At 69.2% G+C, this 20,947-nt stretch carries 25 protein-coding genes; 15 read left to right on the forward strand and 10 right to left on the reverse strand.

The window, feature by feature from the left end; translation table 11 throughout:
- From WU80_RS07210 to WU80_RS07250, 9 genes are all read left to right on the forward strand, one after another.
- Positions 1-511, forward strand: a 511-nt coding sequence (locus WU80_RS07210; protein WP_197285985.1) for an MCE family protein, incomplete at its 5' end; no start/stop codon positions are given.
- A 56-nt stretch (positions 512-567) separates the two neighbouring features.
- Entirely contained in the window at positions 568-1,752 is a 1,185-nt protein-coding gene (locus tag WU80_RS07215; protein ID WP_231633765.1) for a cation:proton antiporter, read from the forward strand.
- A gap of 117 nt (positions 1,753-1,869) precedes the next feature.
- Positions 1,870-2,868 carry an NAD(P)H nitroreductase gene (locus WU80_RS07220; protein WP_055402120.1) on the forward strand — a complete coding sequence of 333 codons (999 nt, stop codon included), beginning with the start codon at positions 1,870-1,872 and terminating at the stop codon, positions 2,866-2,868.
- A 29-nt stretch (positions 2,869-2,897) separates the two neighbouring features.
- Positions 2,898-3,473, forward strand: a complete 576-nt coding sequence (locus tag WU80_RS07225) for a hypothetical protein (RefSeq protein ID WP_055402044.1) — start codon at positions 2,898-2,900, stop codon at positions 3,471-3,473.
- A gap of 3 nt (positions 3,474-3,476) precedes the next feature.
- Positions 3,477-4,601: a 4Fe-4S dicluster domain-containing protein gene (locus WU80_RS07230; protein WP_055402046.1), complete on the forward strand. Its 1,125-nt coding sequence runs from the start codon at positions 3,477-3,479 to the stop codon at positions 4,599-4,601.
- 19 nt (positions 4,602-4,620) lie between these two features.
- A complete protein-coding gene (locus WU80_RS07235) occupies positions 4,621-5,436 on the forward strand; it encodes an FAD/NAD(P)-binding protein (RefSeq protein WP_082459810.1) in 816 nt (271 codons plus the stop codon).
- Positions 5,436-6,194, forward strand: a complete 759-nt coding sequence (locus WU80_RS07240) for an oxidoreductase (RefSeq protein WP_055402122.1) — start codon at positions 5,436-5,438, stop codon at positions 6,192-6,194. The genes WU80_RS07235 and WU80_RS07240 overlap by 1 nt, the downstream gene beginning before the upstream one ends.
- Positions 6,191-7,483 (forward strand): Ni/Fe hydrogenase subunit alpha, encoded by a 1,293-nt coding sequence (locus tag WU80_RS07245; RefSeq protein WP_055402050.1) that lies wholly within the window; start codon positions 6,191-6,193, stop codon positions 7,481-7,483. Before WU80_RS07240 ends, WU80_RS07245 begins: the two co-directional genes overlap by 4 nt.
- Positions 7,480-7,980 carry a hydrogenase maturation protease gene (locus WU80_RS07250; RefSeq protein ID WP_055402052.1) on the forward strand — a complete coding sequence of 167 codons (501 nt, stop codon included), beginning with the start codon at positions 7,480-7,482 and terminating at the stop codon, positions 7,978-7,980. The genes WU80_RS07245 and WU80_RS07250 overlap by 4 nt, the downstream gene beginning before the upstream one ends.
- Here the strand turns inward: WU80_RS07250 and WU80_RS07255 are convergent.
- From WU80_RS07255 to WU80_RS25785, 3 genes are read right to left on the reverse strand one after another with little or no spacing between them, the layout of a single operon-like run.
- Positions 7,931-8,335: a DUF302 domain-containing protein gene (locus WU80_RS07255; protein ID WP_055402054.1), complete on the reverse strand. Its 405-nt coding sequence runs from the start codon at positions 8,333-8,335 to the stop codon at positions 7,931-7,933. The two genes, WU80_RS07250 and WU80_RS07255, sit on opposite strands and share 50 nt — an antisense overlap.
- Positions 8,336-8,351: 16 nt before the next feature.
- Complete coding sequence (locus tag WU80_RS07260) at positions 8,352-9,749, reverse strand: trypsin-like peptidase domain-containing protein (RefSeq protein WP_055402056.1); 1,398 nt, start codon at positions 9,747-9,749, stop codon at positions 8,352-8,354.
- Entirely contained in the window at positions 9,746-9,910 is a 165-nt protein-coding gene (locus tag WU80_RS25785; protein WP_156349493.1) for a hypothetical protein, read from the reverse strand. The genes WU80_RS07260 and WU80_RS25785 overlap by 4 nt, the downstream gene beginning before the upstream one ends.
- Positions 9,911-10,067: 157 nt before the next feature.
- Here WU80_RS25785 and WU80_RS07265 point away from each other — a divergent pair, with 157 nt between their 5' ends.
- The 3 genes from WU80_RS07265 (at position 10,068) to WU80_RS07275 (ending at position 12,452) form a co-directional block, all read left to right on the forward strand.
- On the forward strand, positions 10,068-10,871 hold the full coding sequence (locus WU80_RS07265) for an HPF/RaiA family ribosome-associated protein (RefSeq protein ID WP_055402059.1): 804 nt from the start codon (positions 10,068-10,070) through the stop codon (positions 10,869-10,871).
- Between the two features lie 77 nt (positions 10,872-10,948).
- Positions 10,949-11,593, forward strand: a complete 645-nt coding sequence (locus WU80_RS07270; protein ID WP_055402061.1) for a hypothetical protein — start codon at positions 10,949-10,951, stop codon at positions 11,591-11,593.
- A 67-nt stretch (positions 11,594-11,660) separates the two neighbouring features.
- The gene (locus WU80_RS07275) at positions 11,661-12,452 is read left to right on the forward strand and encodes a universal stress protein (RefSeq protein ID WP_055402124.1); all 792 of its coding nucleotides are present in this window, start codon (positions 11,661-11,663) and stop codon (positions 12,450-12,452) included.
- A gap of 7 nt (positions 12,453-12,459) precedes the next feature.
- Here WU80_RS07275 and WU80_RS07280 read toward each other — a convergent pair whose 3' ends face one another.
- The 7 genes from WU80_RS07280 to acsA form a co-directional block, all read right to left on the reverse strand.
- The gene (locus WU80_RS07280) at positions 12,460-12,876 is read right to left on the reverse strand and encodes a pyridoxamine 5'-phosphate oxidase family protein (RefSeq protein WP_055402063.1); all 417 of its coding nucleotides are present in this window, start codon (positions 12,874-12,876) and stop codon (positions 12,460-12,462) included.
- A gap of 101 nt (positions 12,877-12,977) precedes the next feature.
- On the reverse strand, positions 12,978-13,958 hold the full coding sequence (locus WU80_RS07285; RefSeq protein ID WP_082459808.1) for an NAD(P)H nitroreductase: 981 nt from the start codon (positions 13,956-13,958) through the stop codon (positions 12,978-12,980).
- Positions 13,959-13,983: 25 nt separating this feature from the next.
- Complete coding sequence (locus WU80_RS07290) at positions 13,984-14,235, reverse strand: acyl carrier protein (protein WP_055402065.1); 252 nt, start codon at positions 14,233-14,235, stop codon at positions 13,984-13,986.
- A 6-nt stretch (positions 14,236-14,241) separates the two neighbouring features.
- On the reverse strand, positions 14,242-15,450 hold the full coding sequence (locus WU80_RS07295) for a dihydrolipoamide acetyltransferase family protein (protein WP_055402067.1): 1,209 nt from the start codon (positions 15,448-15,450) through the stop codon (positions 14,242-14,244).
- Entirely contained in the window at positions 15,447-16,424 is a 978-nt protein-coding gene (locus WU80_RS07300; protein ID WP_055402069.1) for an alpha-ketoacid dehydrogenase subunit beta, read from the reverse strand. Before WU80_RS07300 ends, WU80_RS07295 begins: the two co-directional genes overlap by 4 nt.
- Complete coding sequence (gene pdhA / locus WU80_RS07305) at positions 16,421-17,392, reverse strand: pyruvate dehydrogenase (acetyl-transferring) E1 component subunit alpha (protein ID WP_055402071.1); 972 nt, start codon at positions 17,390-17,392, stop codon at positions 16,421-16,423. The genes WU80_RS07300 and pdhA overlap by 4 nt, the downstream gene beginning before the upstream one ends.
- Positions 17,389-19,188 (reverse strand): acetate--CoA ligase, encoded by a 1,800-nt coding sequence (gene acsA / locus WU80_RS07310; protein ID WP_055402073.1) that lies wholly within the window; start codon positions 19,186-19,188, stop codon positions 17,389-17,391. The genes pdhA and acsA overlap by 4 nt, the downstream gene beginning before the upstream one ends.
- A gap of 177 nt (positions 19,189-19,365) precedes the next feature.
- Here acsA and WU80_RS07315 point away from each other — a divergent pair, with 177 nt between their 5' ends.
- Genes WU80_RS07315 through WU80_RS07325 form a run of 3 tightly spaced genes read left to right on the forward strand, consistent with a single transcriptional unit; the run spans position 19,366 to position 20,913 of the window.
- Positions 19,366-20,352: a hypothetical protein gene (locus tag WU80_RS07315; RefSeq protein WP_055402075.1), complete on the forward strand. Its 987-nt coding sequence runs from the start codon at positions 19,366-19,368 to the stop codon at positions 20,350-20,352.
- A 43-nt stretch (positions 20,353-20,395) separates the two neighbouring features.
- Positions 20,396-20,665, forward strand: a complete 270-nt coding sequence (locus WU80_RS07320) for a DUF1918 domain-containing protein (RefSeq protein ID WP_055402077.1) — start codon at positions 20,396-20,398, stop codon at positions 20,663-20,665.
- 8 nt (positions 20,666-20,673) lie between these two features.
- Positions 20,674-20,913: a hypothetical protein gene (locus WU80_RS07325; RefSeq protein WP_055402079.1), complete on the forward strand. Its 240-nt coding sequence runs from the start codon at positions 20,674-20,676 to the stop codon at positions 20,911-20,913.
- Positions 20,914-20,947 lie beyond the last annotated feature (34 nt).

Below are 20,947 nucleotides of genomic sequence, written 5' to 3' on the forward strand. Positions count from 1 at the left end.
CATCTTCAACCGGGGCGGGCCGTACCTGGCGCGCGGGGCCCAAGACCTGGTGCCCACCGCGCAGCTGCTGGACACCTACAGCCCGGCGATCTTCTGCACCCTGAAGAACTATCACGACGTGGTGCCGTTGACCGGCGCCTCCGAAGGCGGTTTCAACGGCTACTCGCTGAACATGAACACCGAGGCGCTGTCCGGGCTGGGCTTGCTGGCCAACCCGGTGTCGGCGGTGGCCACCATCGCCAGCCTGGTCGGCGGGCTCGCCGGCGTCGTCGGCGGAGCGCCGAACCCGTACACCTACCCGGAGAACCTGCCGCGGGTGAACGCGCGCGGCGGGCCGGGCGGTGCCCCGGGTTGCTGGCAGCCCATCACCCGGCACCTTTGGCCCGCACCGGAGTTGGTGATGGACACCGGCAACAGCATCGCGCCCTACAACCACCTCGATACCGGATCGCCGTATGCGATCGAGTACGTGTGGGGCCGACAGGTCGGGGATAACACGATCAATCCCTAGAACCGCGGCGCGAAGAATGCAGAATGTCCTCGTGCTGGCGCGCAGGGACCGCTGACGTGCCGGGGTTTGGCTTCCACACCCTGGCGCTGCTGACCGCGATCGGGTTGGCCGGCCCCTTGCTGGCCGCGCTGCCGCGGTTGCGGATTCCGGTGATCATCGGCGAGCTGCTCGCCGGCCTCGTCGTCGGCCGCACCGGTTTGAACCTTGTCGACGTCACCAACCCGACGTTCCAGCTGCTCGCCAACGTGGGCTTCGCGCTGGTGATGTTCGTCGTGGGCACCCACGTCCCGGTCCGCGCCGGCGGGCTGCGCTCGTCGCTACCACGGGCGCTCGGGCGGGTGGCGCTGGCCGGTGGCGCCGCGGCGGCACTCGGTGTCGGGCTGGCGGTGGCGTTCGGGACCGGCCACGCGGCGATGTACGCGGTCCTGATGGCGTCGTCGTCGGCGGCGCTGGCGCTGCCGGTGATCGATTCCCTGCGGCTGCGGGGGCCGCAGGTGGTCGCGGTCACCGCCCAGATCGCCGTCGCGGACACCGCCTGTATTGTCTTGCTGCCGTTGGTGATCGACCTGCATCACGCGCCCACCGCCGCGCTGGGCGCGCTCGCGGTGGCGGGCTGCGCGGCGGTGCTGTTCGTGGTGATGCGCCAAGCCGACGCCAGGGGCTGGCGCCGGCGCATGCACGCCTACTCCGAAAGCCACCGGTTCGCGCTGGAGTTGCGGACCAACCTCATGGTGCTGTTCGCGCTGGCCGCGCTCGCCGTCAGCACACGGGTGTCCGTGATGTTGGCGGGGTTCGCGGTGGGCCTGGTGGTCGGCATGGTCGGCGAACCACGACGGTTGGCGCGTCAGCTGTTCGGCATCACCGAAGGGTTCTTCAGCCCGCTGTTCTTCGTCTGGCTCGGCGCCTCGCTGCAGGTGCGCGAGCTGGGCGCGCACCCGAAACTGATCCTGCTCGGCGCGGGCCTGGGCCTGGGGGCCGTGCTGGCGCACGCCGCCGGCCGACTGCTCGGCCAACCGCTGACCCTCGCGGTGCTCTCGGCCGCCCAGCTGGGTGTGCCCGTCGCCGCTGCAACCATTGGCACCGAGGAACACCTCCTCGTCGCCGGCGAGGCGTCCGCGTTGATGTTCGGCGCCTTGCTGACCATCGCGGCCGCGTCGATCGCGGGCGCGTTGGCGTCGCGCAAGCAGGTGACCAACGGCCCTTCCAACGCCAAGCCGCCGCATGCCCAGCGGCACGACTGACGTCTAGCTGCGCGATTGGCCCAAAGTCCTTTGCGCTAGTGCCGTCGTGCCCTCGTCGGGGGCGGCGGCAATCGGCCATCGTGGATGGACGACGCAATACCGAAGGGAACGACCGCCATGAACACCCGCTTTCCGGATGCCGGCACGGTCCGGACCGTCCTGAGTCTGGCCGCGCGGGCACCTTCGGTGCACAACACGCAACCCTGGCGGTGGCGGGTGGACGCGTCGAGCCTGCACCTGTATTCCGACGAGAGCCGGCAGCTGCCCAACATCGACCCCGATGGCCGGGACCTCATGCTGAGTTGCGGTGCGGCCCTACATCACTGCGTCGTCGCGCTCGCGGCGGTCGGGTGGCTGTCCAAGGTGACCCGGTTCCCAAACCCCGCCGACCCCAGTCACCTTGCGGCGATCGAACTTTCGCCACACCGCGCCGACTCCGTGGACATCGCGCTGGCCGCGGCGATACCGCGGCGCCGAACCGACCGGCGCTACTACAGCTCCTGGCCGGTGCCGGTCGGCGATGTGGCCCTGATGGCCGCGCGCGCGGCCCGCAGCGGGGTAACGCTGTGCCAGGTCGAGGACCTCGACAACCTCCGCAAGATCGTCGCTCAATCCGTCCAGGATCACCTGAACCAGGACTATCTTGCCGAGCTCACGGCCTGGAGCGGACGCTACGCGTCGGTGGCCGGCGTTCCCGCGCGCAACACACCCGCACCCGACCCGACGGCGAAGATTCCCGGCCGGTTCTTCGCCGGGCCGGTGCTGCCCATGCCGGCGGAATCCTCGGCGGCCGAGGACAACGCCGTCGTCGTCGCCCTGGGCACCCGCAACGACGACCGCCTGGCCCAGCTGCGCGCCGGCGAGGCGACCAGCGTCGTGCTGCTCACCGCGACGTCCCTGGGGCTGGCCAGCTGCCCGGTCACCGAACCGCTGGAAGTTCCCGACACGCGCGCGGCGGTCCAATCCGACATCTTCGGCGACAGCAACTACCCGCAGATGCTGCTACGGGTGGGCTGGGCGCCGATCAACGCGGACCCGTTGCCCGCGACGCCGCGGCGCGAGCTCTCCGAGTTCGTCGAGTGGATGACCGAATACGAACACCAGGCCGCGCACTGACCCGGCGAACTCACCGAAACGATTGCGGCGTGGAGGGATACGTGATGGAGGCGTTCACACTGGACCCTCGGTGCTGGCGGGTGGCCCGCGTCTTCGGCCGTAACCCGTTGCTGCGCCGCTCCGACCGCATCGAGGCGATGGTCGTGCTGGTCGCGATCGTCGTGTCGCTGCTCGGCGTCCCCGTCGCCGGTGTGATCGGCGCGACGACCTATGGCGCGCGGGACAAGGTGTACACCCAAGAGGCGCGCGAACGGCACCGCGTCGTGGCGACCGTCGACGAGGCGCGCGCCGAGGACTTCGGTGTGACTGTCGCACAGGCGAAGTGGCCGGGCCCCAACGGGGAGCGCGGCGGGACGCTGGAACTGTCCGAGCGCGTCCAGGCCGGCGGAACCGTCGACATCTGGGTGGACGGCGACGGCAATCCGGTGGTGCCGCCGCCCCCGACGTGGCTCGCCGCCGCCGAGGCGGTCGGCGTGGCGGTGGTGGCCGCGCTGGGCGTGACGATGGCGATGGCGGCACTGGTGGCGGTCGTCCGGTCCCGGCTGGATCGCGCGCGTGATGCCCTGTGGGAGCGCGACATCGAACTCCTCGCCGAGGCTTCGTAAACCATGAGCGGAAACGGCGGGCAGTCCGGTGCCGCAACCTTCGGCATCGCCGGGCTGCAGCGTTTGGTCGAGGTCCTGATCGAGCGCGGGTACCGCGTCATCGGCCCGACGTTGCGGGACAACGCGATCGTGCTCGATCAACTGCAGTCGGCCGACGACCTGCCGCGCGGGTGGGGCGTCGACGTGGCTCCCGGGCACTATCGGGTGCGCGCGCGCGACGACGACGCGGCGTTCGGGCACTCGTCCGGACCCCAGTCGTGGAAGCAGTTCCTGCACCCGCCACGGCGGCGGCTGTGGTCCGGCAGCCGCGACGGCTTCACCGAATCCGAATCGGACGAGGAGGTGCCGCGGTACGCGTTCCTCGGGGTGCGTGGGTGCGACTTGGCGGCGATCGCGACGCTCGACCGGGTCCTTGGCCGCGGCCAGTACCCCGACAACTCCTTCGTCCGCCGGCATCGGCAGATTTTCGTGATCGCGGTCAACTGCACCGAACCCGGCGGGCTGTGCTTCTGCGCCTCGATGGGTACCGGCCCCGCGGCCGGACCGGGATACGACTTGGCGCTGACCGAGCGGGTCGAGAACGGCGGCGTGACCTACCTGGTCGAGGTGGGCACCGAAGACGGCGCCGACGTGGTCGCCGCCGTCGCGCACCGGGCAGCTGACGACGCGGAGATCGGCGCCGCGCGTGCCGCGGTGCAGGCGGCGTCGCAGCGCATGGGCCGCCAGATGCCCGAGGTGAATCTGCGCGACTTGCTGGTCCGTTCGCGGGAGTCACCGCAGTGGGACGAGGTCGCCAGCCGCTGCCTGACCTGTGGCAACTGCACCATGGTGTGCCCAACCTGCTTCTGCACCAGCACCGAAGACGTCAGCGATCTCACCGGTGAGCATGCCGAGCGCTGGCAGCACTGGTCGTCCTGCTTCGAGCCCGACTTCACCTACATCCACGGCGGCGGCAGCGTCCGCCAGTCCGGCGCCTCGCGGTATCGGCATTGGATCACCCACAAACTGGGCACCTGGCACGACCAGTTCGACATGTCCGGGTGCGTCGGCTGTGGGCGCTGTATCGCCTGGTGTCCCACCGGGATCGACATCACCGAGGAAATGAACAAGATGGCCCGCGATGATTGACGTGGCGGACACGGCGGTGATGGCGCCGAACCCGTACCGGGTGCGCAGCCGAATCGTCGAAAGCCCCGACTCCGCGACCCTGTGCCTGGAACCGCTCGGCCAGGTGCTGCGCGCTCCGCAACCCGGAGAGTTCATGATGCTCTACGCATTCGGTGTCGGCGAGGCGGCGATCTCCATCAGCGGCGATCCCACCGTCACCGACGGATCGATCACCCACACGATCCGTGCGGTCGGCGCGGTGAGCCGGGCGCTGCACGACGCCCAGCCGGGAAGCATCATCGGCGTCCGCGGCCCCTTCGGCACCACCTGGGGGCTCGCCGAGGCCGAGGGACGGGATTTGGTGATGGTCGCGGGGGGCGTGGGCCTGTGCCCGCTGCGTCCGGCGATACTCGGAGCGCTGGCCGAGCGCTCCCGCTACGGCAAGCTGACGCTGGTGGTGGGCGCTCGGTCGCAGGCCGACCTCGTCTTCGCCGCTCAGCTCGAAAAGTGGGCGCACGACCCGCAGATCGATTTGCACCTGATCGTCGACGCCAAGACGCCGGGCTGGCACGGCGAGGTCGGCATGGTCACCGAGCCGCTGGGGCGGCTCGCCCTGGAACCCGATCGCACCACCGCGTTCCTCTGCGGCCCGGAGCCGATGTTGCGGTTCGGCGCGGAAACTCTGCTCGCGAAAGGCATTGCGCCGCAGGATATCCGGGTGTCATTGGAGCGTAATATGCAGTGCGGGGTGGGGATATGCGGTCACTGCCAGCTGGGACCGCTGCTGGTGTGCCGCGACGGCCCGGTGGTCGGCTTCGACGTGGCCGGTCCCCTGCTACGGGTGAAGGAGCTTTGATGAGCCGACCGACCCTGGCCGTGTGGAAGTTCGCCTCGTGCGACGGTTGCCAGCTGACCCTGCTGGACTGCGAGGACGAGCTGCTCACCCTCGCCGACCAGGTGCAGATCGCCAACTTCGCCGAGGCCTCCAGCGCGGTCGTCGCCGGGCCCTACGATGTGTCGCTGGTCGAGGGCTCGGTCACCACTCGGCACGACGAGCAACGCATCCAGGAAATTCGGCAGCAATCGAAGGTGCTGGTCACCATCGGGGCGTGCGCGACGGCCGGCGGAGTGCAGGCGCTGCGCAACTTCGCCGACATCGCCGAGTTCGCCTCCGTGGTCTACGCCAAGCCGGAATACGTTGACACGCTTGCGACGTCGACGCCCGCGTCCGCGCACGTCAAGGTGGACTACCAATTGCCGGGCTGCCCGATCGACCGGGGTCAGCTGCTCGACACGCTGGCGGCCCTGCTGATCGGGCGCAAACCGCGGGTGCCGGCCAAGACGGTATGCACCGAGTGCAAGCTCCGTGGCGTGTCGTGTGTCGTTGTCGCCGAGGGGATTCCGTGCCTGGGCCCGGTAACCCACGCCGGTTGCGGGGCGCTGTGCCCCAGCCATCACCGGGGTTGTTACGGCTGCTTCGGCCCGTCGGCGGCCCCGCGGACCGCGACGTTGATTCCGTTGCTGCGCCGCGACGGCATGTCCGACGGAGACGTCGACCGAGTGTTCTCGACCTTCAACGTCGCCACCTTCGCCGCCGAACGGAGCGAGCAGTGAACTCCTCAGAGCGCACCCTGAGCGTGGGCGCGTTGACCCGCGTCGAGGGGGAGGGCGCGCTCCACGTCACCCTGCGGGACGGGGAACTGCGCAGCGTGCAGCTCAACATCTATGAGCCACCACGGTTTTTCGAAGCGTTCCTGCGCGGGCGCGCCCACACCGAACCGCCCGACCTGACGGCGCGCGTCTGCGGCATCTGCCCGGTCGCCTATCAGGTCAGCTCCTGCAATGCCATCGAGGACGCCTGCGGGGTTCAGGTGGACGAGGAGCTCGTCGCGCTGCGGCGGTTGCTCTACTGTGGCGAGTGGATCAACAGTCACGCCCTGCACATCTACCTGCTGCACGCGCCGGACTTTCTCGGCTACGACGACATCGTCGGCATGGCGCGCGACCACCGGGAGGTCGTCGAGCGGGGGCTGGCGCTGAAGAAGGCGGGCAACCGGCTGATGGAATTCGTCGGCGGCCGGGCGATCCACCCCGTCAACGTGCGCCTGGGTGGATTCTATTCCGTCCCAATGCGCTCCGAATTCGCCCCGCTCCAAGAGCTGTTGCGTCGCGCGCTGGACGACGCCGTGGCGACGGTCGAGTGGGTGTCCGGATTCGAATTCCCCGATCTCGAGCTCGACCACGAGTTCCTGGCGCTCGCGGCGGCGGGCCGGTATCCGATCGAGAACGGTGTCATCGCGCGCAGCGCCGGTCCGGCGTTCGGCGTGGCCGAGTTCACCGACCACGTCGCGGAATCACAGCTGCCGCACTCCACCGCCCTGCACGCCACGCTCGACGGCGGTCGCTACCTGACCGGTCCGCTGGCGCGGTACTCGCTGAACGCGCGGGCGCTGTCTCCGATCGCCGCTCAGGCGGCGGCCGGCGCCGGGCTGGCGGGCGAATGCCGAAACCCGTTCCGCAGCATCGTCGTGCGCGCCGTCGAAGTCGTCTACGCGCTCGAAGAGGCGCTGCGCATCATCGATGAATACCAGCGCCCGTCGCGCCCGTTCGTTCCCGTCCCCGCTCGCGCCGGCGTCGGCCACGGGGTCAGCGAGGCCCCCCGCGGCCTGCTGTACCACCGATACCGGATCGACGAGGACGGGCTGGTGTCGGCCGCGACGATGATTCCGCCGACGTCGCAGAATCAGGGGGCCATCGAGGCGGACCTGGCCCGGCTGGTCTCCGGCAACCTCACGCTCGACGACGCCGCGCTCACCGGGTTGTGCGAACAGCTGATCCGCAGCTACGACCCGTGCATTTCGTGTTCGGCGCACTTCCTGACGCTGACGGTGGAGCGGGGATGACCGGCGACGCTGGACGGGTCGCCGTCGTCGGGCTCGGCAACCGTTACCGCCGCGACGACGGCGTCGGTGTCGCCGTTGCCACCGCTTTGGGCGACCTCGTGTGGCCGAATGTCGTTGTGACAAGCGATGTTGCGGAACCCACGGCCCTTCTCGAGGCCTGGACCGGGGCGGGGCTGGCCGTGATCGTCGACGCGGCGATCGCCACGCCCGCCAACCCGGGTCGCATCCATCGGTATCAGTTGGACGAGGTGCCCGATCAGCCCGAGGGGCTGAGCTCGCACAGCGTCGACATCGGCGGCACCCACGCGCTGGCTCGGGCGCTCGGGCGGGTACCCGGCGCGGTGGTGGTCTTCGCCGTCGAGGCGGCGGACACCGGCGACGGCGACGGGCTCACTCCGACGGTCGCGCGCGCCGTGCCGCTGGTGATCGACATGGTGGCCGCCGAGATCAATCGCTTTCGGTCAGCGACGCAATCGCGGCACGCAGGTTCTCGGTGACCTCGGCCGCGATGCTGATGAGCGCCGGCTCGCCGGTCACCTCGACCAGCAGTCCGGGATCCATCGCCTCGACGATCACCGTGCCCGGGTCGCCCGGGTCGGTGCGCACCAGCATGTTGCACGGCAGCAGCAGTCCGATCTCGCGATCCACGCTGATCGCCCGATACGCCAGCGCCGGATCGCATGCCCCCAGAATGAGGTAGTCCTCCATCTCCACGCCGAGCAGGGCTCGCAGCTTCGCCCTGACGTCGATCTCGGTGACCACGCCAAAGCCGCTGCGCGAGAGCGCCTCTCGGGTCCGGGCCACCGCGTCGTCGAACGGGGTCGCCAATCTCGTGGAGAGTTCCCCGCTCATCGCGGCGCGTCATCGGTCAAGAGATCAACCCCGTGCCCCGCGCCGCCGCCGGAACCTCGATGCGCTTGCCGCAATTCGGGCAGAACCGTTCGCTCGGATGATGTTCGGCCCCGCAATGCGCGCAGAAGTGCGGCTCGTCGGCGCCCGATTCACGGGGCATCAGGCGAAGCGGCGCTACCTCGGGTGCCGGACCGCGCGTCCGCCGCAGCCGAAGCCCCAAGAAGGTCAGTCCGGCGCCCAGGGCGATCACCGAGGCCACGCTGATCACGATGTAGGCCAACAGATTCTTCCCGCTCAGCGACGAGGCGTCCCCGTACTGCTGGCGCAGATTGACCGCGGTCGTCTTCAGATCGTCCAGCCCGGGATAGCCGGGCGACATCGCCAGCGTCTGGTCGAACTCGCCGATCGCATCGGTGTAGTGACCCGCATAGAAGTCGGCGAGCCCCTTGCGATAAAACCGGTCGGCGGGTCCCAGCATCGGCTTGACGCCCTTGGCGGCCAATATCGCCGCCACGCCGTCGGCCGGCGCGATGAAGTTGAAGGGCTGGGATTCGCCGGCGGGGGCGAAGCTGTTCAGGCCGACCACCTTTCCGTTCAGCCCGATCGCCGGCCCCCCGCTCATGCCCTCGGTCATCGCGGCGTCGATCTCGTAGGCGGGGTTCGACCCGGCGATGGACTTCTTGCTGACCTTGCCGCTCTTGTAGGTGGGATCCAGCGACGGGCCGGTGACGTTTTGGGTGCTCTCCGGGTAGCCGACGGTGAGAACGGGCGTCCCGATGGTGACCTCGGCGTCGGTGGCCAGTTCGGACGACGGCAGGTTGCGCTTGGCGACCTTGAGCAGCGCGGCGTCGCCCTTTCCGAGGGGCCGGAAATCGACGATGTTGGCGACCATCTTGTCCGCGAGTTTCGTTCCCGTGCCGGACATCAGCGCGACGCTGACGTGGGGACCCTGGCCGGGCGAATCGCCCTCGACCCGCGCGTTCTTGCCCAGCCAATCCAAAGTGGTTGCCGGATCGCTCGACTCGGGTGCGTCCGGAAACTCGCTTCGGTATTCGGTGGCGGCCCGCTTGAGGATCAGTTCCGTGGCGCTCGCCGGGTCGACGCAGTGACCCGCCGTGGCCACCCACCCGTCGGGGTTCACGACGAAGGCCGTGCAGTTCCAGGTGGCCAGGAACGGCATGCTGGAGCCCCGCCCGAATTGGGACAGGACCTCACCGCTGGGCAACCGGACCAAGCCGTAGCCCTCGCCGGCGAGATACATGATGGACGGCCGGATCAGCGCCGCCGCGCGTTCCTCGGGCTTGGCTTGCGGGCGCCCGCTGTCGGCGGCCGCCATACCCGGCGCGCCGGCCCACAGCGTGAGGGCGGTCGCCGCCAGCGCCAGCAACCGCCGGGCGGCCGTCGGACGAGTCACGGCCGGGCCATCGACGACGGATGCCGGCTCATCGACTCGAGCAGCTCGGCTTCGTATCGCCGCACCGAAATCCACGCCGGATGCGACTCGAGCACGATCACTTCCGCGCCGACGATGGATGCATTTCCGCGTCGCTGGGTTGCGGGCATTGTCGCAGTCACAACCCTATTTCAGTAGCTCGCCGGGCGGCTCGATAGGGACCGAAGTCACGACCGGTGAGGACCTCCGTTCGTTCTGGCTGCACGACCGCCGACGACATCCCGGTCCGGTGACCTTCGGCCCTGTCTCGCAACCGGTTCGGTGAGTAGCACTTTAGGCATGTCTGAAACGACTGAATCGGCACAGCATGTCGACGTCCAGGTCACCCTGCGTGACGAGCCGCCCTCGGTCGCGGAATACGCGCGCGGCAAGATCGGTGAGCTCGCGCGGTTCGCGAGCCGACCGGTGCTGCACGCCCGCGTCCGGCTGACCAGGCATCGCGATCCGGCGGTGCAACGGCCCGTCGTCGCGCAGGCCAATCTCGATGTCGACGGACGGCTGGTCCGCGCCCAGGTCCAGGCCGGCACGGCGCACGAAGCGGTCGACCTTCTCGCGGCGCGGTTGCGGCGCCGGCTGGAACGCACGGCCGCACACTGGGAGGCCCGCCGCGGCGAGCGGCCGGCGCCCGGCCACGACGAATGGCGGCACGATTCCGAGTCGGCGCACCGGCCGAATTACTTCCCCCGGCCGGCAGACCAGCGCCGCGTCATCCGCCGTAAGTCGTTCACGATGGCGGCGTGCACCCTCGACGACGCCGCCCACGAAATGAACTCGCTCGACTACGACTTTCACCTGTTCACCGAGAAAGGGACGGGCATCGCCGGCGTGCTGTATCGCGCCGGGACGACGGGCTACCGCCTTGCGTTGGCGGCCCCGGAGCTCGCCGACCGGGTGAGCGAGCACGCGCTGCCCGTGACCGTCAGCGCACAACCGCTGCCGTGCCTCACCGAGGACGGGGCCGCCGACCGGCTTGCCCTGCTCGGCCTGCCGTTCCTGTTCTTCATCGATGCCGACCACGGTTGCGCCAGCGTGCTATACCACCGCTACGACGGGCATTACGGCCTGATCACCCCGGCCGGCTAGCGCGCAGGGCACATCGGCGCGCGCACCGGGGACCAAGGACCCTCGCAGGGGTCGGGCGGCCCGCGCACACTGGCGCCATGGCCAACACGACGAAGCGGATCGCCCGGACCACCGCGCTGCTCGCCGTTCTCTACGGCGCGCGCAGGTATTACCGCAACTGGGGCGCCACCAAGGCCGAGTCGCAGCTGCGCTTTCCGGGCGACACCCTGGTGGGAGATCCGGCGGTGCAGACCACCGAAGCGGTCGACATCGACGCGACCACGCCCGTCGTCTGGTCCTGGTTACTGCGGTTGGGCCTGGATCGGGGTGAGCGGCACGGCAACGACGGGATGAAAAGCCCTGTCGAGCATAGTGATAGCGAGACCCTGCGGGTGGGGGATGCCGTCCGCCTGGCCCCCGAGGGCTGGCTGGGGCTCCCCGAGGGGCTGACGTTGCGGGTCGCGGAAATAGTGCCCCAAAAGTACGTCGTGCTCCATGCCATGCGGTCCGATCCGCACTGGAATGTGGTCCTGTCATTGCATGTGCAGCCGCACTGGGAGGACCGCGTCCGACTGCTGGCGCGTGCCCGGATCGCGTTGCGCTACCCGGGCGAGGTGTTCGTCCTCGAACTGGCCAGGCCGCTGATCGCGCTCGGGACGCGCGCGCTGTTGCTCGCGATCAAGCGGCGGGCGGAGCGACTCACCCTGCTGGAGCCGGTCCGCTCCTCGGTCGAAACAAGTTGACAGTTCTGGTCTTTGGCGCGTGTGGGCCGCCGGCCCGCGCGACAAGGAACGAAGGGAGGCCCGGACGGTGAAACCAATCGTGGTGGGGATCGACGGTTCGTCGGCGGCGATCGCGGCCGCGCTATGGGCCGTCGACGAGGCGATCACCCGCGGCGCACCCCTGCGTCTCATCTCCGTTGTCAAGCCGACGCACGAGTCTCCCGAAGACTACGAACGCGATCTCGCGCACGCCGAGAAGTCGCTGCGGGAAGTCGCGGCGGCGGTGGCGGCCACCGGCAAGTGTGTCGAGGTGGAAACCGACGTGCCAAGGGGTCCCGCCGCCTCCGTGCTGATCGAGGCGTCCTCTCAGGCCGCAATGATCTGCGTGGGCTGCGTGGGCATCGGACGCTACGCGCGCTCCATCGTCGGTTCGACGGCCACCGAGCTCGCGGAGAAGGCCCATTGTCCGGTGGTGGTGTTGCGGACCGGCTCCGAGCTGCCGCCGCCGGACATCAATTGGGTCATCGTCCGGATGACCGACACCCCCGGAAACGACGACGTCGTGAATTGCGCTGCGGCGGAGGCGAAGTTGCGCAGGGCTCCCATGCTGATCCTCGGCGGTCGGCCCGAGGAACTGACCGAATATGCCGACGGGAAGTTCGAGCGCCGGATAGCGCAGTGGCGACAGCCCTATCCGGAGGTGCGCGTCTACCCGATCGCCACGAAGCACGCCATCGCCAGCTACCTGAACTCCAACAACGAGCGAGTCCAGCTCGCCGTCATCGGCGGCGACGAGGCCGGCCAACTCGCGCGGTTGGTCGGGCCACAGGGGCATCCGTTGTTTCGGCACCCCGAATGCTCCGTGCTCGTCGTGCGTTAGCGGTGGGTCAGTCCTCCGGCGCGCCGAACCGGAACCGGCGCCCCGTGACTATCTCGGGAATGATCCGCACGTAGTGCGATTTCTCCGACGGCGTCCAGGGCAGCACCTGCGCGCGTTCGGCTTCCTCGATGTCCTCGTTGGTGCGCAGGGAGCGCGCGACGCCCTTGATGATCACGCTCCAGCCTTCGGCGACATTGTGGTCGTCGACCTCGAACAGCACCCGGTTGTTGATCGCGGTGCTGACCAGCTTGGTGCCCTCCGCGGTGCGAAACAGCACGGTGTGGCGCTGGACGGCGTAGTTGACCGGAAAGATCTCGGGCTGCCCGGCCACACTGGTGACCAGGCGGCCCAGCGTCACGCCCGCCATCAGGTCCCAGCATTCGTTCACCGGCAGGATGGAAACCCCATCATCGATCAGCGACATCAGTCATCCCCTTCATCGGCAGCGCTCCCGTCGATGGTATTGCGGCGGCCGGCCGACAGCGTCGGCCGAAGGTCCCGCGGCCCGGGGACCAAAGGCTTTGGCTAGCGGATCTGCAGCACATCCGCCAGCGGGCGCCGGGGAGTCGCCGCCGGCAGTAGTTCCGCCGGCGGGGCGATCCCCGCACGGATCAGCACTTGCGGCTCGCCGCGCCGGCCGATGAGTTCGCGCACGATGTCGCGGCTTTCGTCGAGCTCGATCAGGTGCGTGAGCGGGCACGTCGCCATTCCGGCCGCCGTGCATTCCAGCAACACCGTCGACAGCACTTCGCCACACCGCAACACGTCCAGCCTGGTGTCGTCGGGGGTCGACAGCACAAGGATTTTCGCCCAATCGACGTTGATGTCGCCGCGCCGGTCGGCGTGGCTCCTGATCGGGAAGCTGCGCGCCACGTCTACCCGCCAGCTCTCCTTGTCGGACGCCAGGGCGGTCGGCGGTATCCCCTCCGCCAGTGCGAAAGACGAAGTCCACCAGTCGAGTTCGGCGTGGTAATAGACATCCTCGCGGCGAAGCTCCTCGGTGAGCCGCGACGCCTCCACCAACAACGGGCGCACGTCGTCGGCGAGCACATCCAGGGTGACCAGGCCGCCGTCGAAGGCGGCGCGCAGCGTGGGCTCCAACAGCTCCCAATACGTCGGGCGTCCCAACGGGAGCCGGTCGCTGCGGCGCTGCAGGATGGCCTCGGCGCGGCGGCGCTGCGCCTCGGTGATGTCCTCCAGCGGGCTGAAGGTGACCGTGGCCAGCTGGTCGGGGTCGTCCGGGTCCGCAAACCGCTCGACCTTCGGCGCCCAGCCGGCGGCGGTCATGGCGACGCACAGGTGGTCCAGGACGGCGCCGCAGGACAGGATCACCTCTCGCCCGGAGTCGTCGGTGGCGGATATCGCGCGGTGCCGCTCCGCGAACAGGCGGAGCACGCCGTCCTCGGCCACCCAGCGCCACGGCTGGCTGTTGTGCACCGACGGGGCACGGCAGGCCAGCAGCACCGCGTTTTCGAGCACGCCGATGTCGGGCGTCCTGCCCCTCATGTCAACCCCCTGTGCGATTTTCGGCTCAAACCTTGGACGCGTTGGCTTCCACGTAGCCGACCACATCGGCCAGCGTCCGCAGCGACGCGTAGTCCGATTCCGGGATGTCGACATGCAGTTTCCGGTGGATCCCACGCAGAAAGCTCAGCCAGTCCATGGAATCCAGGTCGACCTGGTCGCGCAGCAGGACGTCGTCGGCGATGTCGTCGGGATCGATTTCGGGGGCGATGGAGGTCAGCACGGACAGCACCACCGCGCGGGTGTCTTCATTGGTCATTGCGCATCACTTTTCTAGGAGGTCGGGCTGCTGGAGCAGCTCGTTGATTGCGGCGAGGAAGAGCGCACCCCGGTGCCCGTCGCTGGCCCGGTGGTCGGCGGCCAGGGTGGCCTGCACGGTGGTGACGACGCGGATCCCGCCGTCGATGACGCAGACGCGCTCGGCCGGCTGGCCGAAGCCGACGATCGCGACCTGCGGCGGGTAGATGACGCCGAAGACCGCATCGACGCCCTGGTCACCGAGGTTGGTGACGGTGATGGTCGGGTCCGACATCTCCGAACTCCGCAACGAGAAGGACCGCGCCCGCGCCACCAAATCGGTGAGGTCGTCCATCAATTCGTCCAGCTTCTTCTCCGGCACGTCGTGGATCGCCGGCGCGACCAGCCCGCCGCCCCGCAGGGATATCCCGACACCGACGTGCACACCGTTGGCGGGTTCGAATCCGTCTTCACGCCAGAAGCCGTTGAACTCACCGAACCGCTGCGCGGCGACTCCGACGGCCTTCAGCAGCAGCACGGCCGGCAGCACCCGCTCGTCGATGGATCGCTGCGCGTTACGGGTTGTCAACCAGGACAACGACTTTTCCAGCCGGATTTCCTCGGCGAGGTAGTAGTGCGGGATCTCGCGCTTCGACCGGCTCATCGCCGCGGCGATCGACTTGCGCATCTGCGTGGCGCGGTCGGCCGCCGTGGGTTTGGTTCCTGGCTGCGCGACGGGCTTGGGCGCGGCCGGCTTGGCCGCTGCCGCGTGCTCCACGTCGTTGATGGTGACCGCGCCCTGCGGGCCGGTGCCGGTCACCGCGTCGATGTCGACGGCCAGCGACTGGGCCAGCCGCCGCGCCGCCGGGGACACCCAGCGGCGCCGCCCGGGGGCGGTCGGGGGGGTCCGGGGCGTCGACGGCGCCGACGGCGGGGCGGTCGCCGGCTTGGCGGCCGCCTTCGGCGCCGGCCGGGGCGTGGGTCGCTTCTCGGCCTGCTCGCCGGGCGCCGTCAGGGTTGCCAATGTGGTTCCCACCTGGACGGTTTCGCCCACCGGCACCACGAGCTCGTCGACGATGCCCTCCTGCCAGCATTCGACTTCGACCGCGGCCTTGGTGGTCTCGACGATCGCGACGACCTGGCCGCGGGTCACCTTGTCGCCGGGCTTGACCAGCCACTCGTTGAGGGTGCCTTCGTCCATGTCGGAGCCGAGCGAGGGCATCTTGAATTCGATCACGACCCGTCTCCGAACAGACTCTGCACGGCGGCAACGATCTTCGGGGTTTGGGGGAGCGCGGCCTCTTCCAGGTGCTTGGCGTAGGGCATGGGCACTTCGGCGCTGCACACCCGCGCCACCGGCGCGTCCAGATCGTAGAAGGCGCCCTCCATCACGCGCGCGGTGATCTCCGCGGCCAGGCTGCCGGTATGCCAGGCCTCGTCGACCACGACCGCCCGATGGGTCTTGCGGACGGAGTCCAGGATGGTGTCCTCGTCGAGCGGTCGGAGCACGCGCAGATCGATTACCTCGCAGTCGATTCCGGCCAGCGACAGCTCGTTGGCGGCGTCCAGCGTCTTCGGCAGGCTGCCGCCGTAGGTGATCAGGGTGACGTCGCCGCCCGCGCGGCGGACCGCCGCCCGCGAGATGTCGGTCGGGGTCAGAGTGTCGACGTCGGTCGAGGTGTTATAGAGCTGGACGTGCTCGAAGATCACCACCGGGTCGGGGTCGGCCAGGGCGGGCGCCAGCATGCCGTACGCGTCCTCGACGGTGGCCGGCGCCAACACCTTGATGCCCGGGATGTGGGCATACCACGGTTCGAGGCTGTGCGAATGCTGCGCGCCGAGTTGGCGCCCGGCGCCCGTCGCCATGCGCACCACGATCGGCACGGAGAACTGCCCACCGGACATATGGCGCAGGGCCGCAGCGGTGTTGACGATCTGGTCGAGCGCCAGCAGGCTGAAGTTCACCGTCATGACTTCGACGATCGGACGTAACCCGTTGAGCGCCGCGCCGATCCCGATGCCGACGAACCCCAACTCCGACAGCGGGGTGTCCCGCACGCGGTCGGGACCGAATTCGTCCAGCAGGCCCTTGGAGGCCGCATACGTTCCGCCGTAGCGTCCGACGTCTTCCCCCATCACCACCACGCGCTCGTCGTCACGCAGCGCGTCGCGCATGGCGTCGTGCACCGCGGTGCGGTAGCTGGTCTTCATCGCGCCGTCCCCGGCGTCAGCACGTCGCGTTCGAGATCCGCCACGTCCTCCCACGTTCCGGCCTCGGCGAACGCGACGGCGGCCTCGATCTCGGCGGCGGCCGCATCCTCGATGTCTTGCACGTCGGCGTCGGAAAGCGTGCCGTCGCCCACGCACTTCTCGGTGAACGCCTGGATCGGGTCGCGCTCGCGCCACCGTTCGACTTCGCCCTTGTCCCGGTACAGTTCGGGGTCGAACATCGAGTGTGCGCGGAACCGGTAGGTGCGGAATTCGATGAAGAACGGGCCTCCGGTGTCCCGGACGTGATCGACGCCCTCCTGCGCAGCGGTGTGGCACGCCTCGACGTCCATCCCGTCGACGGCCAGCGTGGGCACCCGATAGGCGGCCGCCTTGACCGTGAGATCGGTCTGCGACTGCGCGCGATCCAACGCGGTTCCCATCGCGTAAAGGTTGTTCTCGCAACAGAACAGCACCGGCAGGTTCCACAACGCCGCCATGTTCAGTGACTCGTGGAACGCGCCCTCGGCCACCGCGCCGTCGCCGAAGTAGCAGGCGGTCACCCGCTTCTGCTGCAGCATGGCGTCGGCCAGGGCGATGCCCACCGCCAGCGGCAGGCCGCCCGCGACGATCGCGTTTCCGCCGTAGAACCGCTTGGACGCGTCGAACAGGTGCATCGATCCGCCGCGGCCGCGCGAGCAGCCCTCCTGCTTGCCGAACATCTCGGCCATGATCGAGGTCATCGGAATGCCGCGCAGCAGCGCGTGCGCGTGCTCGCGATAGGTCGCCACCACCGCGTCATCGTCGGCCAGCGCACGCAGCGACCCGGCGGCCACCGCTTCCTCCCCGACGTAGAGATGCAGGAACCCGCGAATCTTGGCCGCGCTGTACAGTTCCGCGCACTTTTCCTCCATGCGCCGCACCCGCACCATGTCCGACAACAGCTCATGGGCCAGTTTCGTATCAGTCATGACGGCACTCCTTCGGCCTGGCGGACCGGATGTTGTTCGATGGTGGAGGTGTCGCCCTCGGGCAGGCCGAGTTCCCGCGCCTTCAGCAGGCGCCGCATGATCTTGCCGCTGCTGGTGTGCGGCAACGAATCCGCGAACTCGATCTCCTTGGGCGCCACCGTCGCCCCGAGCCGCTTGCGGGCGTGGCCCAGCAATTCGAGTCGGAGGTCTTCGTCGGCCATCACACCGTTCTTCAGCGTGACGAAGGCCTTGACCATCTCACCGACGGTCGGATCCGGGATGCCGATGACGGCGGCCTCGGCCACCGCGGGGTGATCGGTCAGCGCGCTCTCCACTTCGAACGGCCCGATCAGGTGTCCCGCGGACTTGATCACGTCGTCGGCGCGCCCGACGAACCAGAAGTAGCCGTCGGCGTCCTTCTTGGCCAGATCTCCGCTCAGGTACAGGCCGTTCGCGAACGAGTTGCGGTATCGCTCTTCGGCGTTCAGGTAACCGCGGAACATCGACGGCCAGCCGGGCTTGAGCGCGAGCTCGCCCTCTACGTCGGGCTCGTCGATCACCTCGACGGACCCGTCGTCGCCGCGGCGCACGACGAAGGCCTCCACCCCTGGCAGCGGGCGGCCCATCGAGCCTGGCTTGATGTCGAACGCCGGCGTGTTGGCGATCATGATCCCGCCCGTCTCGGTCTGCCACCAGTTGTCGTGAATCGGCAAGCCCAGCACCCGCTTTCCCCACCAGACCGCTTCCGGGTTGAGGGGTTCGCCCACGCTGGCGACGAAGCGAAGCCACGGAAAGCGGTATTTCGCGGGCAGTTCCGGTCCTGCCTTGATGAGCATCCGAATGGCGGTCGGCGCGGTGTACCACACGGACACGGCCTGGTCCTGCAGGATGCGATACCACCGTTCGGCGTCGAAGTCCGCCTCGTCGACGATGGAGGTGACCCCGTGCAGCAGGGGGCTGATGATGCCGTAGGACGTTCCTGTCACCCAACCGGGATCCGCTGTGCACCAATAGGTGTCGTCGGGGTGCAGATCGAGCGCGTACAAGCCGGTGACGTAGTGCATCGCGACGGCGCCGTGCACGTGGATGGCGCCCTTGGGCGTGCCCGTGGTCCCGCTGGTGAAGTGCAGCAGCGACGGGTCGTCGGCGGTGGTGGGCTCGATCGGCGAGTTCTCGTCGGCCGCGTCGACCCAGTGCCAGAAGTCGAGCGTTCCCGGCGGCGCGCCGCCGCCCTGACCGTCGTCGACGACGAAAACGTGCCGCAGCGACGGCAGCCGATCGCGGATCTTGGCGACCTTGCGCTGATAGATCGCGCGGGTGGTCACCAGGACGTCGGCCTGCCCGATGTTGATCCTGGTGGCGATCGGCTCGGGTCCGAAGGCCGAGAACAACGGCGAGACCACGCTGCCGTTGCGCAGCGCGCCCAGCATCGCGATGTAGAGCTCGGGGGTGCGGCCCATCAGGGTGAACACGCGATTGCCCTTGTTGATGCCCAGCGAATGCAGCGCGCTGGAGAACCGCCGGGACAGCCGGCCGAGCTCGGCATAACTGAGGTCGTGGGTGGCGATCACGCCGTCCCACGGCCGGTCGGTGACGAACCGCAGGGCCGTGCGCGTCGCGGCCGGCCCCGCCGTGTGGCGGTCGACGGCCGCGTAGGCGATGTTGCACAGGCCCGGGCCCATGCCTTCGCACAGATTCGGCACATCGGACCAGTCGAACCGGGCGCGCTCGCGCTCGTAGTCGGTGAGGTTCGGCGGAACGGAACAATCGGCGGCCGTTTTGCGGATGACATCCATAACTGGTCCTCGGTTTGGGTGGTCGCCTTCATCGTTTGCTTCGCCACAACGGCGCAATAGAGACAAAGGTCATCAGTCGACCCGCGGGCCCAATGACCCGACGCTGGGGACCAAGGACCCTGGTGCGGGCCGCCCGGATGCCCGAGGGTCCAGGTAAGAGAGGAGAGGCGACGAGCGATGACGCCGACGATGGTCGACTCGAAAGTGCTCACCCGGGCGGTGGAGCTCGCTTGCCGGGCACCCTCGCTGCACAACAGCCAGCCGTGGCGATGGGTCGCCGCCGGACCGACCGTCGACCTTTTCAGCGATCCGCGCCGGGTGGTCCCCTCGGCCGACAACTCGGGCCGCGAGTCGATCATCAGCTGCGGCGCGGTGCTCGACCACTTCCGGGTGGCGATGGCCGCCGAGGGGTGGAGCACCCACACCGATGAGTTCCCCAACCCCAACAACCTCGACCACCTGGCGTCGGTCGACTTCGTTTCCGCCGACTACGTCGCGGCGGGCCGGCGAGACCGCGCGGCGGCGATCCTGCGCCGCAGGACCGACCGGCGACCGTTCGGCGCACCGCCGGACTGGGCGTCGTTCGAGCCGGTGCTGCGCACGGCCGTCGACGGTGACCGGGTCAGCCTCGACGTGCTGGCCGACGACGCGCGGCCGCGCCTGGTGGAAGCCGGTCGCCTGAACGAGGCGTTGCGCCGCTACGACGACGTTTACCACCACGAATTGCGTTGGTGGACAGCACCGGGCAGGCACGACGACGGCATCCCCGAAGCCGCGCTGGTGAACGAGGGGCAGCCCCGCACCATCGAGGTCAACCGCCGGTTTCCCGGCGATCCGCGCGCCCGGACGAGCTCCGCCGTTCCGCCCGATCACGCGAAGGTCCTCGCCCTGTCCACGCCGGGGGACGCCCGCGCCGATGCATTCCGTTGCGGCCAGGCGCTTTCGGCGATTCTGCTGGAGTGCACCATGGCCGGCCTGGCGACCTGCACCGTGACACACGTGACGGAGCTGCCGGCCAGTCGCGAGATGATCCGGGAGCTCGTATCCGACGCCGAGGCGGTTCCCCAACTGCTGATCCGGGTGGGCACCGCGCCCGCCGGCAAGGGCCAGCCGGACCCGACGCCGCGCCGCCCGATAAGCGACGTCTTGGAAATGCGCGGCTAATGCGAATTCGGTTGCGAATCAGGATTCTCGAAGGGAGACCAGGATGATCGCCGACGCGGGCGACTGGCTCGTCATCAAGAGCGCCACCATCGGGCGGCCCGACCTGCGCGGGCTGATCACCTCGGTGCACTCGCCGGATGGCGCACCGCCCTACCGGGTTCGGTGGCTGGCCACCGGCGATGAGACGACCGTGTTCCCCGGCCCCGACGCCATTGTCGTCACGGCCGCCGAGCAGCAGGCCGCCGACGAGCGGGCGCGGTCACGCTTTACCGCGGTGCAGGCCGCCATCCGGAATCAGGCCCGAGGCGAATAAGCGGACAAATGCCTTCCACCACGGACGGATGCCCGTCGCTGACCGACGCCGACGTCGATGAGCTCGCGTACGAATTCCTGCACTCGCCCTACGCCGGCGACACCTACCTCGACTGGCGCCTGGACCAGCGCCTCGACGGCTTTCTCCGCCACCGCGGGCTGGTGCGGCTCACCCAAGACGGCGACGTCTACGGCCTGATCCTCAACCGGGTCATGGCGTACATGGCCGAGCTGCGCCGGAAACGCTGACCCGACGAACGACCCGTAAGCCCGGGACTTCGGT

It is taken from the genome of Mycobacterium sp. UM_11, assembly GCF_001414075.1.
Taxonomy (GTDB): Bacteria; Actinomycetota; Actinomycetes; order Mycobacteriales; family Mycobacteriaceae; genus Mycobacterium.